Origin of the sequence: Streptomyces sp. NPDC028722 (assembly GCF_040637655.1) — a bacterium.
In the GTDB taxonomy this organism is placed as follows: Bacteria; Actinomycetota; Actinomycetes; order Streptomycetales; family Streptomycetaceae; genus Streptomyces.
The window spans coordinates 40,390-55,013 of record NZ_JBEZWU010000019.1 but is presented as its reverse complement, the minus strand read 5'-3'; the positions used below and the strand labels follow the sequence as shown (position 1 = coordinate 55,013).

Annotated in this window: 12 protein-coding genes and 1 tRNA gene; 7 read left to right on the top strand and 6 right to left on the bottom strand. The window is 72.9% G+C overall.

Annotated features, from left to right (window positions below):
• The first annotated feature begins 336 nt into the window (after positions 1-336).
• Positions 337-1,191, top strand: coding sequence for a Cof-type HAD-IIB family hydrolase (locus tag AB0F03_RS25915; RefSeq protein ID WP_361996049.1), 855 nt, complete (start codon positions 337-339; stop codon positions 1,189-1,191).
• Positions 1,192-1,255: 64 nt separating this feature from the next.
• Here AB0F03_RS25915 and AB0F03_RS25910 read toward each other — a convergent pair whose 3' ends face one another.
• The 4 genes from AB0F03_RS25910 to AB0F03_RS25895 form a co-directional block, all read right to left on the bottom strand.
• Positions 1,256-2,050, bottom strand: coding sequence for an SAM-dependent methyltransferase (locus AB0F03_RS25910; protein ID WP_361996048.1), 795 nt, complete (start codon positions 2,048-2,050; stop codon positions 1,256-1,258).
• 235 nt (positions 2,051-2,285) lie between these two features.
• On the bottom strand, positions 2,286-2,630 hold the full coding sequence (locus AB0F03_RS25905) for a DUF3140 domain-containing protein (RefSeq protein WP_361996047.1): 345 nt from the start codon (positions 2,628-2,630) through the stop codon (positions 2,286-2,288).
• Positions 2,631-2,662: 32 nt separating this feature from the next.
• On the bottom strand, positions 2,663-3,154 hold the full coding sequence (locus AB0F03_RS25900; protein WP_361996045.1) for a DNA starvation/stationary phase protection protein: 492 nt from the start codon (positions 3,152-3,154) through the stop codon (positions 2,663-2,665).
• Positions 3,155-3,238: 84 nt separating this feature from the next.
• Positions 3,239-4,048: a lysophospholipase gene (locus AB0F03_RS25895; protein WP_361996043.1), complete on the bottom strand. Its 810-nt coding sequence runs from the start codon at positions 4,046-4,048 to the stop codon at positions 3,239-3,241.
• Positions 4,049-4,194: 146 nt separating this feature from the next.
• Here AB0F03_RS25895 and AB0F03_RS25890 point away from each other — a divergent pair, with 146 nt between their 5' ends.
• The 4 genes from AB0F03_RS25890 (at position 4,195) to AB0F03_RS25875 (ending at position 8,691) form a co-directional block, all read left to right on the top strand.
• Positions 4,195-5,382 carry a thiolase family protein gene (locus AB0F03_RS25890; protein ID WP_361996041.1) on the top strand — a complete coding sequence of 396 codons (1,188 nt, stop codon included), beginning with the start codon at positions 4,195-4,197 and terminating at the stop codon, positions 5,380-5,382.
• A gap of 68 nt (positions 5,383-5,450) precedes the next feature.
• Positions 5,451-6,962 carry a long-chain fatty acid--CoA ligase gene (locus tag AB0F03_RS25885; protein ID WP_361996039.1) on the top strand — a complete coding sequence of 504 codons (1,512 nt, stop codon included), beginning with the start codon at positions 5,451-5,453 and terminating at the stop codon, positions 6,960-6,962.
• A gap of 95 nt (positions 6,963-7,057) precedes the next feature.
• Positions 7,058-7,831, top strand: coding sequence for a sulfite exporter TauE/SafE family protein (locus tag AB0F03_RS25880; protein WP_361996037.1), 774 nt, complete (start codon positions 7,058-7,060; stop codon positions 7,829-7,831).
• Between the two features lie 92 nt (positions 7,832-7,923).
• Positions 7,924-8,691 carry a cobalt-precorrin-6A reductase gene (locus tag AB0F03_RS25875; RefSeq protein ID WP_361996035.1) on the top strand — a complete coding sequence of 256 codons (768 nt, stop codon included), beginning with the start codon at positions 7,924-7,926 and terminating at the stop codon, positions 8,689-8,691.
• Positions 8,692-8,847: 156 nt separating this feature from the next.
• On the opposite strand, the gene cobF is transcribed toward AB0F03_RS25875, so the two are convergent.
• On the bottom strand, positions 8,848-9,621 hold the full coding sequence (cobF, locus tag AB0F03_RS25870; RefSeq protein ID WP_361996033.1) for a precorrin-6A synthase (deacetylating): 774 nt from the start codon (positions 9,619-9,621) through the stop codon (positions 8,848-8,850).
• A 69-nt stretch (positions 9,622-9,690) separates the two neighbouring features.
• Positions 9,691-10,197 carry a DUF309 domain-containing protein gene (locus AB0F03_RS25865; RefSeq protein WP_361996031.1) on the bottom strand — a complete coding sequence of 169 codons (507 nt, stop codon included), beginning with the start codon at positions 10,195-10,197 and terminating at the stop codon, positions 9,691-9,693.
• Between the two features lie 104 nt (positions 10,198-10,301).
• On the opposite strand from AB0F03_RS25865, the gene AB0F03_RS25860 reads away from it, so the two are divergent.
• Both AB0F03_RS25860 and AB0F03_RS25855 read left to right on the top strand, forming a co-directional pair.
• Positions 10,302-10,375 (top strand) — tRNA-Pro (locus tag AB0F03_RS25860).
• Between the two features lie 1,432 nt (positions 10,376-11,807).
• Entirely contained in the window at positions 11,808-14,597 is a 2,790-nt protein-coding gene (locus AB0F03_RS25855) for a LuxR C-terminal-related transcriptional regulator (RefSeq protein ID WP_361996029.1), read from the top strand.
• Positions 14,598-14,624 lie beyond the last annotated feature (27 nt).

Below are 14,624 nucleotides of genomic sequence, written 5' to 3'. Positions count from 1 at the left end.
GCCGGACCGCGGCACCGGTGCGGCCGGCGCCGGCCCGGCGCGCCACCGCGGGCCGGGTACGAGGCCGGGTGCGGCCGGCGCCGGGGCGCCGGGGAGGGCGGCGGATCCGGCGTGCCCGCGGGCGGTGGCCGGCGGGGTGTGGTCCTCGCTCACGTGTCCGCCCTTCTCCTGTGCGGTCCTCCGCCGCCATTGTGCCGCCCGCTGATCCCCCGCGCCGGGAAACGGGCACCCTGGGCGGTTCCGGGCACGTGTGCGAACCGGGCCCCACCGGTTCCGGGCGCGCGGCGGGCATGAGGAACACTGGTCCGTAGCCCGGCCCCCGACCGAGAGCAGGACATGCCCGCCACGCCCGCGTCCCTGTACGACACGTCCCGCCTGCCCGCCGGCCCCGCCGACATCCGGCTGATCGTCACCGACATGGACGGCACGCTGCTGGACGACGCCAAACGGATCCCCGGCGGACTGTGGCCGATGCTCGCCGAACTACGCCGCCGCGGCGTGCTGTTCAGCCCGGCCAGCGGCCGTCAGTACGCGACGCTGGCCCGGCAGTTCGCCGACGTCGCCGAGGGCATGGTGTTCATCGCGGAGAACGGCACGTACGTGGTCCGCGACGGCGTGGAGCTGAGTTCCGACCCGCTGGACCCTTCCGTCGCCCCGGCGGTCGCCCGGACGGTACGGCGGCTGGTCGCGGGCGGCGCGGACGTCGGCGCCGTCGTCTGCGGCAAGCGGGCGGCGTACGTCGAGCGGACCGACGAGGCGTTCCTCGCCGAGGTGCGCACGTACTACGCCGAACACCGGATCGTGGACGACGTCACCGCCGTCGACGACGACGTGATCAAGGTGGCGCTGTTCGACTTCGGCCCCGCCGAGCACACCACCGCCCCGGCCCTCGCCGGGTTCGCCGCCACGCACCAGGTCGTCGTCTCCGGCGAGCACTGGGTGGACGTCATGAACCGCACCGCCAACAAGGGCACGGCCCTGCGCGGCCTCCAGCGCGCGCTCGGCATCAGCCCCGCGCAGACCATGGTGTTCGGCGACTACCTCAACGACCTGGAGATGCTGGACGCCGCCGACTGGTCCTTCGCCATGGCGGGAGCCCACCCCGAGGTGATCCGCCGGGCCCGCCACCTGGCCCCGTCCAACAACGACGACGGCGTACTGCGCACCATCGCCCGCGTCCTCGGACTGTAGTCCGGCCCCCGGTCCCGGCCGTCGCCCGTACGCGCGCCGCCGGGCCGGGCGGCGCGCCGGGGCGTCAGGGCTTTCGCGCGACCCCGCCGTACAGCGAGATCCGCTCCCGCGGTTCCTCCTCCGGGCGCCACTCCGCCACGGACACGATCCCGGGTTCCAGCAGTTCCAGCCCCTCGAAGAAGACGCCCACCTCGGCGTGCGAGCGGGCGACCAGGGTTACTCCGCCCGCGGCGTAGGCCGCGATGCCCGTGCGGACGCTCTCCGGGTCGAAGTCGGCGGTCATCGTCGACAGCACCAGGAAGCTGCCCGGCGCCAGCACGTCGACCAGGGCGGCCACCAGGTCGTGGGCGCCGTCCTCGTCGGCGATGAAGTGCAGCAGCGCGATGAGGGAGAGGGCCACCGGGCGGTCGAAATCCAGCACGCGGCCGGCCTGTTCGAGGATGGTGTGCGGATCGCGGGCGTCGGCCTGCACGTACTCCGTCACGCCGGCGGGGGTGCCGCGCAGCAGCGCGTGCGCGTGGGCCAGCACGATGGGGTCGTTGTCGACGTAGACCACCCGGGCGTCCGGGGTGACCGCCTGGGCGATCTGGTGCAGGTTCGGCTCGGTCGGTATGCCGGTGCCGATGTCCAGGAACTGGCGGATCCCCGCCTCCGCGGCCAGCGCGCGGGTGGTCCGGCGCATGAACGCCCGGTTCGCGCGGGCGGCCTTGGGGGCGCCCCCGTCGATCGCCGTGATCCGGCGGCCCAGCTCCTCGTCGACGGGGTAGTTGTCCTTGCCGCCGAGGAACCAGTCGTACACCCGTGCCGGATGCGGCCGGGTGGTGTCGATGCGCCGGCTGTCCGGTTCGGTCCCCGTCACGTGCTGCTCCTCCGCGCGTCCGGTCCCGGTGGTCGTTCCGGGACGTGCGGGGAGCAGTCTGACACGATCACGCGGTGCGGCGCAGACGGGCCCCGGTCCCCCGCCCGCCGGGTGCCGCCCGCGCCAACACGGCGGACGGCACGGGCGGTTGGGCGTCCCCGGCCGGCTTCCCGGTGTGTTCCGGGCGGAGCCGTCCGGTGCCGTGCCGCCGGCTGCCCGCTGGACGGCTGCCCGCCTACGGCCTGAGCGGGTCGTGGCCCAGTGTCATCAGCCGGTGCCGGCGGCGGGTGTCCGCCGGGGTGGTCTCGGGTGCGGGCTCGTTCTCCAGGTCCGTCAGGGACTCGACCCTGTCGACGACCTGGTGCATCACCCGGATGTCGTCGTCGGTGAGGTCGGTACGGCGCTTCTGGAGGATCGCGAGGACGTGCCGTCCGGTGGGCGAGCCCGACGCCTCCGGCAGCTGTTCCGTCTCCTCGTCGGCGTCCCGGACCTTCAGCCAGGCAGCCAGTTCCGCCGAGGTCATGTTGACCACGCGGTGGAAGTTCTCCCACAGCGCGTCGAGTTCCAGGGCGTCTGCCATGGTTCTCCCTTCCGTTCCGTGGGCCGGACGCGTCAGCCGGAGGCCTGCCCGGGCGAGTGGTTCTCGGCCTGGAACATCCAGCGCTGCTTCTCCAGGTCGGCCGTGATGGTGATCAGCAGATCCTGGGTGACCGGGTCGGCCTTCTCGGTCGCCCCGATCCGCTCGCGCAGCCGGTCGACGGCCTTCCCGAGCGATTCCACCATCAGCTCCACGACCTCCGTGTCGCGCAGCCAGCCGTCCTTGGTGCCGGGCAGGGTGAAGGCCGCGGCGACGGTCTCCGGCCGGCCGTCCGGCGACACGCCCAGCGCGGCGGCCCGTTCGGCGACCGTGTCCGAGTGCGCGCGGGCGGCGGTGACCACCTCGTCCAGCTGGAGGTGGATCGACCGGAAGCGCGGGCCCACGATGTTCCAGTGCGCCTGCTTCCCGATCAGTGACAGGCCGAGCAGGTCGACCAGGGTGTCCTGGAGGGCGGTGCCGGCGACGTCGAGCGCCTCGTCGGGCAGCGTGCTCTTGACCACGGTCATAGTGGGTCGGTCCCCTTTCGTCAGCATTCCGGGTCACGTCCGAAAGGGCGGGTGCCCCGGCTCGTCCGGAGGCAAACGCGCTGATCAGCGAGGCAGCACCCGGTCCAGGAAGGCCAGCGTCTGCGCGTGGACCGCCTCCTTGCACATCTCCTGGAACACCTCGTGGCGCGCTCCGGCGAAGATCCGTTCGGTCAGCCGGCCGCCGCTCAGGCGCCGCACCCCGGGCCGGCTGCCGGACAGCGGCACCAGCCGGTCGTCGTCCCCGTGCAGCCACAGCAGTGGCAGCGGCCCGACGTCGCCGCCCCGGTCGACGGTCTCCAGGGTCCGGGCGAACGCCTCCAGCGTCGGCCGCTTCATGGGCCCGTGCCAGACCAGTGGATCGGCCGCGTAGGCGGCGCCCACGGCCGGGTCCCGGGAGAGCGAGGACGGGCTGACCGGCAGGTCCGGGATCTCGTCGAGGGCGAGCAGCCGCCCCGGCAGCTCCCACGCGCCGATCACGGGCCCGGACAGGACCAGCGCGCTCAGCTCGTCGCCGTACCGCTGGGCGTACCGGGCCGCGACGAGGCCGCCCATGGAGTGACCGACCAGGACCAGCGGCAGGCCGGGGTGGGCGGTCCGGGCCAGGTCCGCCGCCCGGTGCACGTCCGTGACCACGTCCTCGAAGTCCTCGATCAGCACCCGTTCGCCGGCCGACCTGCCGTGGCCGACGTGGTCGGGTGCGTACACGGCGGCGCCGTGCCCGGTGAGCACGGCGGCGAGTTCCGCGTACCGGCCGGCGTGCTCGCCGTACCCGTGCGCGAGGAGGACGAGGAGGCGGGGCGCCGGATGCGGCCACTCGTGTACGGCGAGGGGTCCGTGCGGGCCGTCGAGCACGTGCTCGCGGACGTGGGGCATGTCTCCTCCAGCGGGCTCGGTGACGGCCGGGGGAATCTTCCCAGTGGGGCGGGCGGAGGTCTATAGTCGAAAACTAGCAGTGCTAATTAACAGGTGCTGTACCGGTCCGTGCTGATCCACAGCGTCGTAGGTCAGGAGTCCCAGCCGTGCGTCCCGTCCACTTCGCGGCCGCCCGCCGCACCCCCATCGGCAAGCTGCGCGGAGCCCTCTCGTCCGTCCGTCCCGACGACCTGGCGGCGACCGTGATCCGCCACCTGGTGGCCGGCGTGCCCGCCCTCGACCCCGCCCGCGTCGACGACGTCTACTGGGGCGCCGCCAACCAGGCCGGCGAGGACAACCGCAACGTAGCCCGGATGGCCGCCCTGCTCGCCGGACTCCCCGACTCCGTGCCCGGCGCCACCGTCAACCGGCTGTGCGCCTCCGGACTCGAAGCGGTCACCACCGCCGCGCGGACCATCGCCGCGGGCGAGGCCGACATCGTGATCGCGGGCGGCTCGGAGTCCATGAGCCGCGCCCCCTTCGTCCTGCCCCGCCCCGACGAGGCCCTGCCGCAGCGCATCGAGACCCACGACACCCGGCTCGGCTGGCGGCTGGTGAACCCCGCCATGAAGGAGCTGCACGGCCTCCTCGCCATGGGCGAGACCGCCGAGGAGGTCGCCGACCGTCACGGCATCTCCCGTGCCCGACAGGACGAGTTCGCCCTGCGCAGCCACCAACTGGCCGCCACCGCACGCAAGAACGGCCACTTCGACGACGAACTCCTGCCCGTGGAACGCCCGGACGGCATCCTGGTCGAGCAGGACGAGTGCGTCCGCGAGGACACCTCCCTGGAGAAGCTCGCCAAGCTCAGGCCGGTCTTCCGCGCGGACGGCACCGTCACCGCCGGCAACGCCTCACCGATGAACGACGGGGCCGCCGGTCTGCTCCTGGTCAGCGAAGAGGCGCTGAACGAGCTGGGTCTGGAGTCCCTCGGGCGGTACGTCGCGGGCGCCTCCGCCGGCGTCCACCCCGACGTGATGGGCCTCGGCCCCGTCCCCGCCACCCGCAAGGTGCTGGGCCGGGCCGGCTGGGAGACCGGCGACCTCCAGGAGGCCGAGTTCAACGAGGCGTTCGCCGCGCAGGCCCTCGCCTGCGTCGACCAGCTCGGCATCGACCCGGAACTGGTGAACCCCACCGGCGGCGCCATCGCCCTCGGCCACCCCCTCGGCTGCTCGGGCGCCCGCATCCTCACCACCCTGTTGCACCGCATGCGGCGCACGGACGCGCGGCGAGGGCTCGCGACCATGTGCGTGGGCGTGGGGCAGGGCAGCGCGGTGTTGGTCGAAAGGCACTGAACCGCCCGCAACGGGGGCCCCGTGAGGGGATCGGTAGTACGAGCCGCAAGGAAACGGAGCAGCACCCCATGGCAACCCTGTCCGTCGCCGCCATCCTCGCCGAGAACGCCCGGCGCCGCCCCGGCAGGACCGCCCTCGTCGAAGGCGACCTCCGGCTCACCTTCGCCGAGGTGTGGCAGCGGGCGCTGGCACAGGCGGGCGCCCTCGCCGGACTCGGCGTACGGCCCGGCGACCGGGTGGCCCTGATGGCCCCCAACACCGCCGACTTTCCGGTCGCCTACTACGCGATCGCCGCGGCCGGCGCGGTCGTCGTCCCCGTGCACCTGCTGCTCTCCGCCGAAGAGGTCGAGCACGTCCTGAAGGACAGCGGCGCCACCCTGCTGCTCGTCCACCCGGCCCAGGCGGACACCGGCCGCGCCGCCGCCGGCACCGCCGGCATCCGGGCCCTCACCCTGGGCGAGGAGTTCGGCAAGCTCGCGGCCGACGCCGAACCGCTGCCCTCCTACGTCACCCGGGCCGCCGACGACCCGGCGGTCGTCTTCTACACCAGCGGCACCACCGGCGTCCCCAAGGGCGCCGTGCTGAGCCACTTCAACCTGGTGATGAACGCGACCGTCAACGCCTTCGACGCCAACGACATCCGGCCCGACGACATCGCACTCGGCGCGCTGCCGCTGTTCCACGCCTTCGGCCAGACGGTGTCGCTCAACTCCACCTGGCGCGCGGGCGCCACCCTCGTCCTGCTGCCCCGCTTCGACGCCGCCCGCGCCCTCGCGCTGATGGTGCGGGAGGGCGTGAACACCTTCCACGGCGTGCCCACCATGTTCGTCGCCCTCGCCGCGGCGGCCGCCGACGCCGCCCGGCTGCCCGAGCTGCGCGTGTGCGTCTCCGGCGGGGCCTCGCTCCCGGTCGCCGTGCTGGAGCGGTTCGAGGCCGCGTTCGGGGCGAAGATCTACGAGGGGTACGGCCTGTCGGAGACCTCACCGACCGCCACCGTCAACCAGCCCGTGTTCGGCACCAGGCCCGGCACCATCGGCCATCCTCTCTGGGGCATCGACGTGGAGATCGCGCGCGCCGAGCTGGAGGGCCGGATCGAACTCCTGCCGCCCGGCGAGCTGGGCGAGGTCGTCATCCGCGGCCACAACGTCTTCTCCGGTTACCTCGGCCGCCCCGAGGCCACCGCCGAGGCCGTGGTGGACGGCTGGTTCCGCACCGGCGACCTCGGCACCAAGGACGACGAGGGTTTCCTGCGGATCGTCGACCGCAAGAAGGACGTCATCATCCGCGGCGGCTACAACGTCTACCCGCGCGAGGTCGAGGAGGTCCTGATGCGCCACCCGGAGATCGCCCAGGCCGCCGTCATCGGCCTGCCCGACGAACTGCACGGCGAGGAGGTGTGCGCCGTCGTCGTCCCGGCGCGGGGCGCCGCGCCCGACGCCGCCGCGCTCACCGAGTGGTCCAAGCAGCATCTCGGACGGCACAAGTACCCGCGGCGCGTGGAGTTCACCGACGCGCTGCCGCTCGGCCCGAGCATGAAGGTGCTCAAGCGGGAACTGCGGGCGCGGTACACGGGCCGGTAGCGCGCCGGCACCGGGCCCGGCCGCGGGCCCGGGGACCGGCCGGCGGGACGCCGCTCAGGCAGGAACGCATGCGTGTGCATAGCATCGGTTCCTCCATGAACACGATGACCCTCTGGCACCTCTCGGGCGGGCAGTTCGCCGCGCTCGCCGCCGCCGCCCTCCTCGTCGGCTTCTCCAAGACCGCCGTGAGCGGGGCCAACACGGTCAGCCTGGCCGTCTTCGCGGCGGTCCTGCCCGCCCGGGCCTCCACCGGCGTCCTGCTGCCCGTCCTGATCGCCGGTGACCTGCTCGCCGTCGCCACCTACCGGCGGCACGCCCACTGGCCCACGCTGTGGCGGCTGTTCCCGGCCGTCGCGGTGGGCGTGGTGGCCGGCACCCTGTTCCTGGTGTGGGCCGACGACGGGGTCGTACGGACCTCGATCGGCGCGATCCTGCTGCTCATGGCCGGGGTGACGGTGTGGCGCCGGCGGACGGCCGGGACCCCTCGGGCACCGGACGCGGTCACCACCCGGGCGGGCCGCGTCAAGGCACGCTCGTACGGTGTCCTCGGCGGGTTCACCACCATGGTCGCCAACGCGGGCGGACCGGTGATGTCCCTGTACCTACTCTCCGCCGGCTTCCGCAAACTCGGCTTCCTGGGCACCTCGGCCTTCTTCTTCCTCATCGTGAACGTCTCCAAGGTGCCGTTCAGCGTCGGCCTCGGCCTGATCGACCGCCGCTCCCTGCTCCTGGACGCCGCGCTCGCGGTGTTCGTGGTGCCCGGCGCCCTGTTCGGCAAGTGGGCCGTGCACCGGATCGACCAGCGGCTCTTCGAACAACTCGTGATCGCGGCGACCGTCGTCGGCGGCCTGCAACTGCTGCTCCGCTAGGGTCTTTCGTTCGGATCGGGCCGGATCAGGTGGCCGGGCCGGTGGGCACCCGGGCGGCCGGCCGGCCCGTACCACCTCGTACGCTCACCTCCATGCCCGCGCACGTGCTGATCCTCGGCGGCACCACCGAGGCCCGCCGCCTCGCCGCCGACCTCGCCGCCCGCCCCGGGGTCCGCGTCACCACCTCCCTCGCCGGCCGGGTCACCCGGCCCGCGGCACTGCCCGGCGAGGTAAGGACCGGCGGCTTCGGCGGCCCGCAGGGCCTCGCCGACTGGCTGCGCGCGCACCAGGTGGACGCCCTGGTGGACGCCACCCATCCCTTCGCCCGGTCGATCACGGCCAACGCGGTCCGCGCCGCCCGCACCACGGGCGTCCCGGCCGTCGTGCTGCGCCGCCCCGGCTGGCGGCCGGGCCCCGGCGACCGCTGGTACGACGTCCCGTCCCTGGCCGGGGCCGCCGAGGCGCTGCCGGGCCTGGGCCGCCGGGTGTTCCTCAGCACCGGGCGCCTCGGTCTCGCGGCCTTCGCCCACCTGCACGGCCTGCACTTCGTCGTCCGGTCGGTCGAGCCGCCCGCACCGCCCCTGCCGCCGGACACCCGGGTCATCCTCGCCCGGGGCCCCTTCACCGTCACCGACGAGACGGAACTCCTGCGCGCCCACCGCGTCGACGTCCTGGTCACCAAGGACAGCGGCGGTGCGGCCGTCTCCGCGAAACTGACCGCCGCCCGCGACCTCGCACTCCCGGTGCTCGTCGTCCGCCGGCCCCCGCTGCCGGAGGGTGTGCGGGCGGTGCCGGACGTGGCGGGCGCCCTGGAGCGGCTGGGCCTCGCCGCGGGGGAGGGGCGGGAAGGGCCTGGCTGACCGGTGCGTCCGGCCGAGCGCACGGGGTACGGGCGCGGGGGGTGCCTCCGGCGCCGGCCGGCCTTCGCGAGGCGGCGGGGGCGCCGATGACGACGGGCGCCGGTGGCACGGCGGACGCGCGCGGCGTCGGCCGGTGCCGGTGGCGGCAGGCTCCGGTCAGTCCTTCGCGGGGTGGCGGCGCAGCAGATACGTGTCCATGATCCAGCCCTTGCGTTCCCGCGCCTGCGCCCGCAGCCGTTCGATGCGCGGACCGGCCTCGGCGAGCGGCCCGGAGACGAGGATCTCGTCCGGCGTACCGATGTAGGCACCCCAGTAGATGTCCATGTCCTCGTCGGCGTACCGCCGGAAGGCCTGGTGGGCGTCCAGCATCACGACCACGTCGTCCACCCCCTCCGGGAACCCCTCGGCCAGCCGCCGCCCGGTGGTGATCTGCACCGGCCCGGCGACCCGGTTCAGACCCGTGCGGTGCCGGGCGACCAACGCCGAGACGCTGCTGATACCGGGTATCACGTCGTACGCGAACTCCACCTCGCCCCGCTCCAGCACCTCCTCGAGGATGCCCAGCGTGCTGTCGTACAGCGCCGGGTCCCCCCACACCAGGAAGGCGCCGGTGCCGTCGTCGTCCAGCTCCTCGGCGATCAGCCGCTGGTAGATGCCGGCGCGGGCGCTGCGCCAGTCCCCGACGGCCGGCGAGTAGGCCGCCCCGCCCGCCTTCCGGTCCCGGTCCGGGTCACTGGCCTGCACCACCCGGTACGAGCCCGCCGGCAGATGCGCGTCCAGCATGTCCCGGCGCAGCCGCGTCAGATCGCTCTTCACCTCGCCCTTGTCGAGCAGGAAGAACACGTCCGTGCTCCGCAGCGCCCCGACCGCCTGGAGGGTCAGCTGGTCGGGGTCGCCCGCGCCGATACCGATGACATGAATCTTTCGCACGCCCCGAGTCTGCCGCATGCCACTGACAGCGCGTCCACCGCCTCCGCACGCCCCGCGACGGCCTCCCGGTCAGGGACCCAGCCTGGGTGCCTCGGCCCGCGCGTCCACCGGTGCCGAGCCGTCCTCGATCCGTCCGGCCAGCTCCCCGGCCCACCGGGTGAGCCCCGGCAGGTCCATCCCGTACGGCCGGTCCTCGCCCCGCCCGGTCCGCCATTCCTCGACGGCACGCGCACCCCGCCGCAGCAGGCGGGCCCCGCCCCGGGCGTTCCCACGGGCCGCGTGGGTGAGCCCCACGGCCAGCTGGGCCAGCCCCCGCCACAGCGTGCGCTCGTCCGGCGGTCCCGACTTCCAGGCGTCCTCGAAGACCTCGTGGGCGTGGAACGGCCGCCCCTCCGCCAGCAGCGCCTGCGCCTCGCGGACCGTTTGCCGCGGCGTGCGTACGAGCCCCTCCGGCTGCCGGGGCACACCCTCGGCGCCGTACGGCAGCGGCCGGCCCAGCCCGTCCCGGGGCCGCGCGTTCCGGGCCCGCCCGTCCACGTCCCGGTCCCTGGCATCCGATGCGTCCGCGTTCGTCATACGGCCGATTGTCCCCCGTTCCGCCCCTGCCCTCTTCGGCACGTTCCGCGGCGTGGGGTACAGTTCTGTCCGCACGATCACGCGGGCACCGCGAGAGAGAGCATCGGGACGTGGCGCAGCTTGGTAGCGCACTTGACTGGGGGTCAAGGGGTCGCAGGTTCAAATCCTGTCGTCCCGACTCGTGAGAGTCGTGGTTCAGGGCCGGTGACGGAGACATCCGTGACCGGCCCTTGATCATTCTTGGTCCGGTCGTCCGGTCGTCCGGTCGTCCGGTGGTCCGGTCGTCCGGTGGTCCGGTCGTCCGGGCGGAGGCAGTCCGCCGGGCGATGGCCGCCGCACCGTGGCCGGCGACGCGTCGCCGGCCACGGACCGGGGCACCCGCGTCGGCGAAGCCGGTCTCCCCGGTCAGCCCGTCCAGGGCGTCGTCCGTCGTCGTGGAGACGGTGATCCTCGACACCTCGGCCGCCGCCACTGCCGCCCTTTCTTTGTGGTGCACGGCGGAAACGAGCCGATTCGGTTCTGTGGAACAAAGGTCTCGGCCGGTCCGGCATCGGTGAGAACGGTTTTCGGCCTAGTGTCATTACCGATGTTTGTCGCTCGCCGTCTTCTCGCGGCGACCACCGATCATTGACCCGAAGTCAGTTCCGGCAGCTTTAATCGTTTTCCTATGGCGGTGTGCCACTGGGCCACTACCGGGCAGGGTCCGCTAGGAATCGATCACCCGCGGATCGTGGGCGGGGGAATTTGTGATCGGGCAGACGACCGAACCGGCCGTTCAAGGGATGTGTATGAGCCTTTCTGGAGAACTGTGACGGCCGGCCGCGTCGGGTGGCCGGCCGCTGCTCGCCGCCTCCGGCCGCCTGTCGTCGGCGGCCTCGCGCGCGGTGCCAGACGCCGGCCGTGGACCGGTTCGATGTACGGTCGCGGGCCGTCCGGCCACCAGGCGTTTCGGGCTCGGCGAACACGCCTGCCGCGCGGCTGGGCGAGTGAACTCGCCTGCAATCAACCGGGGTTGACGGTGTCGTGGAGATCTTCGGCGCCATCGCCCTGCTTTCGATCGACTCGATATCGCCTGCGAACGGAAGGCGCGTCGCGTGAATGCGGTCGAGGTCCGGGACGGGGTGGCGGCCGGAGAGGCGAACAGAGAAGGCGTGGCCGAAAGTCGACTTGCTGCGCGGGCCGCGCCATTCAAAGATCTTTCTCGACCCTTGTCTTCCGCAGAGTCGCGGAGCTGACGGAACGTCGTCCGAAAGTTGCCTGTAGATGTCGTAGATATTGCGGACGGGATGCCGTCCGTCCGCCGCCCGAAGAGGTGCGGCTCTACGTTCAGTGTGAACTCAATCTCTCTCTGTGATGACCGTTCGGGGAAATCACGTCATCAGGGCGGACAGACGCTCTGGCTATATTGGGTTCATGATCCTCATTTCGGTGTTGTGTGGGTGCGTCGGCAGCCCGGATATGACGTGGGGGGAGATGTGACGCAAGGAGAAGGCCGCCCTACCGCCGGCGGTGTCCTGGAAGCGACGGCAGCGGAGTCCTTACCGTCCGGGAGGTCGTCGGGCGGTCCCGGGGTCCATGCCGGTCCCGACTCGTCGTGGGGCACCGTGCTGATGGAACGCGAGGAACAGATCGCGCCGGTGCAGGCGTGGTTGACCGATCCCCAGCCCATGGTGGGACAGGTGCTCCTGCTCGAGGGAACAGCGGGCGTGGGAAAGACGGAGTACCTGCGCGCGGTGACCGAACGCGTCCTGTCGGCCGGGGCGATTCTGCTGTACGCCGTCTGTTCCCCCGAGGAGCGGAGCCTGCCGTTCGGTATCCTCCGGCAGCTGTTCGACAGCCCGTCGCTGCCGGCGGACGTGCGCGGGCGCGTCGCGCCGGTGCTGCGCGGCCTCATGGAGTCGGCCCGCGCCGAGGACATGCACGAGGCCGTGGAGCGGCACAGGGCCACCATCCTGTACGACCTCTTCCCGCCGATCACCGAACTGGCCGCCGCCACACCGGTCGTGGTGTGCGTCGACGACATCAACCACATGGACGTGGCATCGCAGCAGTGCCTGCTGCACCTCGTCCGTCGGATGAGTTCGACCCCCCTGCTCATGGTGCTCACCGAACTCGCCGAGCCGCGTCGCACCCACTCACCGTTCCATGCCGAACTGCTGCGTCAGTCCTCCTTCGTCTCCACGCGGCTGGCACCGCTCTCCCCGGAGGGTGCGCGAGCGGTGATCGGCCAGCGCCTCGGCGCGGAGGCGGCCCGGAGGCTGGGCGACGGCTTCCTCGAGTACAGCGGCGGCAACCCGTCGCTGCTCGACGCGTTGATCAACGACGAGCGGCTGTACGGCCAGGTGTGCCAGCAGGGCTACGGGCGCGCGCTGCTGGCCTGCCTGTACCGCAGCGGGCCGGACACGTTGCGGGTCGCCCGCGCCATGGCGGTGTACGGGGACGACGCCGCGCCGGAGGAACTCGGGACGCTGATCGACGCGGACGTCGCGACCGTGGAACGGGCCCTGCGTTCCATGACGGAGGCGGGACTGCTGCGGCTCGACCGCTTCCGGCACGCGGTGGCCCCGCGCACCGTGCTGGACGACCTGCCCGCCCCGGACCGTGCGGAACTGCACCACCGGGCCGCGCGACTCCTGCGCGGCCAGGGCGCCTCCGCGGTCGACATCGCCGCTCACCTGGCCGAGGCCGGTCAGGTACCGGAGCCCTGGGCGCTGCGCGTGCTGCTGGAGGCGGCCTCCGAGGCGCTGCTGCACGACGAGGCGCACCGTGCCGTGCGGTACCTGGACTCGGCCCAGCGCTCCTGCACGAGCGAGGAGGACCGCTGGACGATCCAGGCCAAGCTCGCCCAGGCCGAATGGCAGCTCAACCCCCTGGCCTCGCTGCGGCATCTCATGGCCCTCACGGAAGCGGCGCGCGCCGGCCGGCTGGACCACGACGAGGCGGTACTGCTGGTACGGCAACTGCTGTGGCTGAACCGCAGGCACGAGGCCACGGACGTGCTCACCCTGCTCCGCAGGAGGGCGGCGCGGCAGCAGGCCGACACGATCCCGGCCCCGCCCGGCGCCCCGGAGATACCGGCCGAGCTGCACGACATGGAACTCTGGCTGGCCTGCACCTACCCGCCGCTCGCGGGACGGGTGCCGGCCGGGGCCGCACCGACCGGTCCCGAGGGCGCGCCCACCAGCCGGGGCAGGACGTTCTGGCTCCGGACGATCGGCGCGCTCTCCGGCGGGCTCATCCGCAGGCGCGGCGGCGAGACCCAGGAGTGGGCCTCGCACGCCCTCGGCCAGCTCGACCTCGACCACCATGCACCGTGGGCCGAGGAAGCCACCCTCCTCGCGCTGATGTCGCTGGTCTACAGCGGTCGTCTGGGCGAGGCCGCCGACCGGTGCCGCGGCCTGGCCGAGCGCCGCAACGGGCCTCCCTCGCCGATGTGGCAGAGCGTCTTCGACGCGGGCGAGGCGGAGATCCGGCTGCGCCGGGGCGAGTTCCCCGAAGCCGTGAAGCGCGCCAGGTCGGCCCTGGAGCACATACCGGTCCAGGGGTGGGGCACCGCCGTCGGCCTTCCCCTGGGCACCCTGATCCTGGCCCACGCCCGCATGGGCGAGTTCGACGAGGCCACCGCGCTCGTCACCCGGAGCATCCCCGACGACGTGTTCCAGAGCCGGTACGGACTGCACTATCTGCACGCACGCGGACACTACTATCTCGCCACGAACCGGACGCGTGCCGCGCTCGGGGACTTCCTGTCGTGCGGGGAACTCATGCGCAAATGGGGCCTCGACCTGCCCGGCATCGTGCCGTGGCGGACCAGCGCGGCCGAGGCGTGGCTGTTGCAGGGCAACCGGGACCGGGCCAAACGCCTGGTCAAGGACCAGCTGGCCATCCCCGGCCCGGAGGACGCCGTCAGCCGGGCTCTGGCGCTGCGGCTGATGGCCGTGTTCAGCTCGCTGGGACAGCGTCCGCGTCTGCTCGGCGAGGCCGCCGACATCCTGGAGGCGGCCGACTGCTACTACGAACTGGCCAGAACACTGTCCGACCTGGGCCGGGCCCACCACGCGCTGGGCAAGCACCGCCGGGCCCGGGTGGTCGTCCGGCGTGCCTGGCACGTGGCGCACCTGTGCAAGGCGGAACCGCTGTGCCAGGAGCTGCTGCCGGACATGAGCGGTGAGGCCAGACCGGTGGAGGACGCGGACGGGACGACGGCACTCGCGTCGCTCACCAACAGCGAACGGAGGATCGCCTCGATGGCGGTCAAGGGCTACACCAACCGCGAGATCGCGGAGAAGCTGTTCATCACGCCCAGCACGGTGGAACAACACCTGACACGTGTCTACCGCAAGCTGGCCGTCAAGAACCGCCAGAGCCTGCCGGGGTATCTGCGCAGCGACGCCGGCTGACACACCGGGACCGCCCGACCCGGAGCG

Excerpts from the sequence above, each read along its gene's own strand:
- AB0F03_RS25915 (WP_361996049.1), top strand. The coding sequence starts at position 337 with ATGCCCGCCACGCCCGCGTCCCTGTACGACACGTCCCGCCTGCCCGCC.
- AB0F03_RS25905 (WP_361996047.1), bottom strand. The coding sequence starts at position 2,630 with ATGGCAGACGCCCTGGAACTCGACGCGCTGTGGGAGAACTTCCACCGC.
- AB0F03_RS25900 (WP_361996045.1), bottom strand. The coding sequence starts at position 3,154 with ATGACCGTGGTCAAGAGCACGCTGCCCGACGAGGCGCTCGACGTCGCC.
- AB0F03_RS25895 (WP_361996043.1), bottom strand. The coding sequence starts at position 4,048 with ATGCCCCACGTCCGCGAGCACGTGCTCGACGGCCCGCACGGACCCCTC.
- AB0F03_RS25885 (WP_361996039.1), top strand. The coding sequence starts at position 5,451 with ATGGCAACCCTGTCCGTCGCCGCCATCCTCGCCGAGAACGCCCGGCGC.
- AB0F03_RS25880 (WP_361996037.1), top strand. The coding sequence starts at position 7,058 with ATGAACACGATGACCCTCTGGCACCTCTCGGGCGGGCAGTTCGCCGCG.
- AB0F03_RS25875 (WP_361996035.1), top strand. The coding sequence starts at position 7,924 with ATGCCCGCGCACGTGCTGATCCTCGGCGGCACCACCGAGGCCCGCCGC.
- AB0F03_RS25865 (WP_361996031.1), bottom strand. The coding sequence starts at position 10,197 with ATGACGAACGCGGACGCATCGGATGCCAGGGACCGGGACGTGGACGGG.
- AB0F03_RS25855 (WP_361996029.1), top strand. The coding sequence starts at position 11,808 with ATGGAACGCGAGGAACAGATCGCGCCGGTGCAGGCGTGGTTGACCGAT.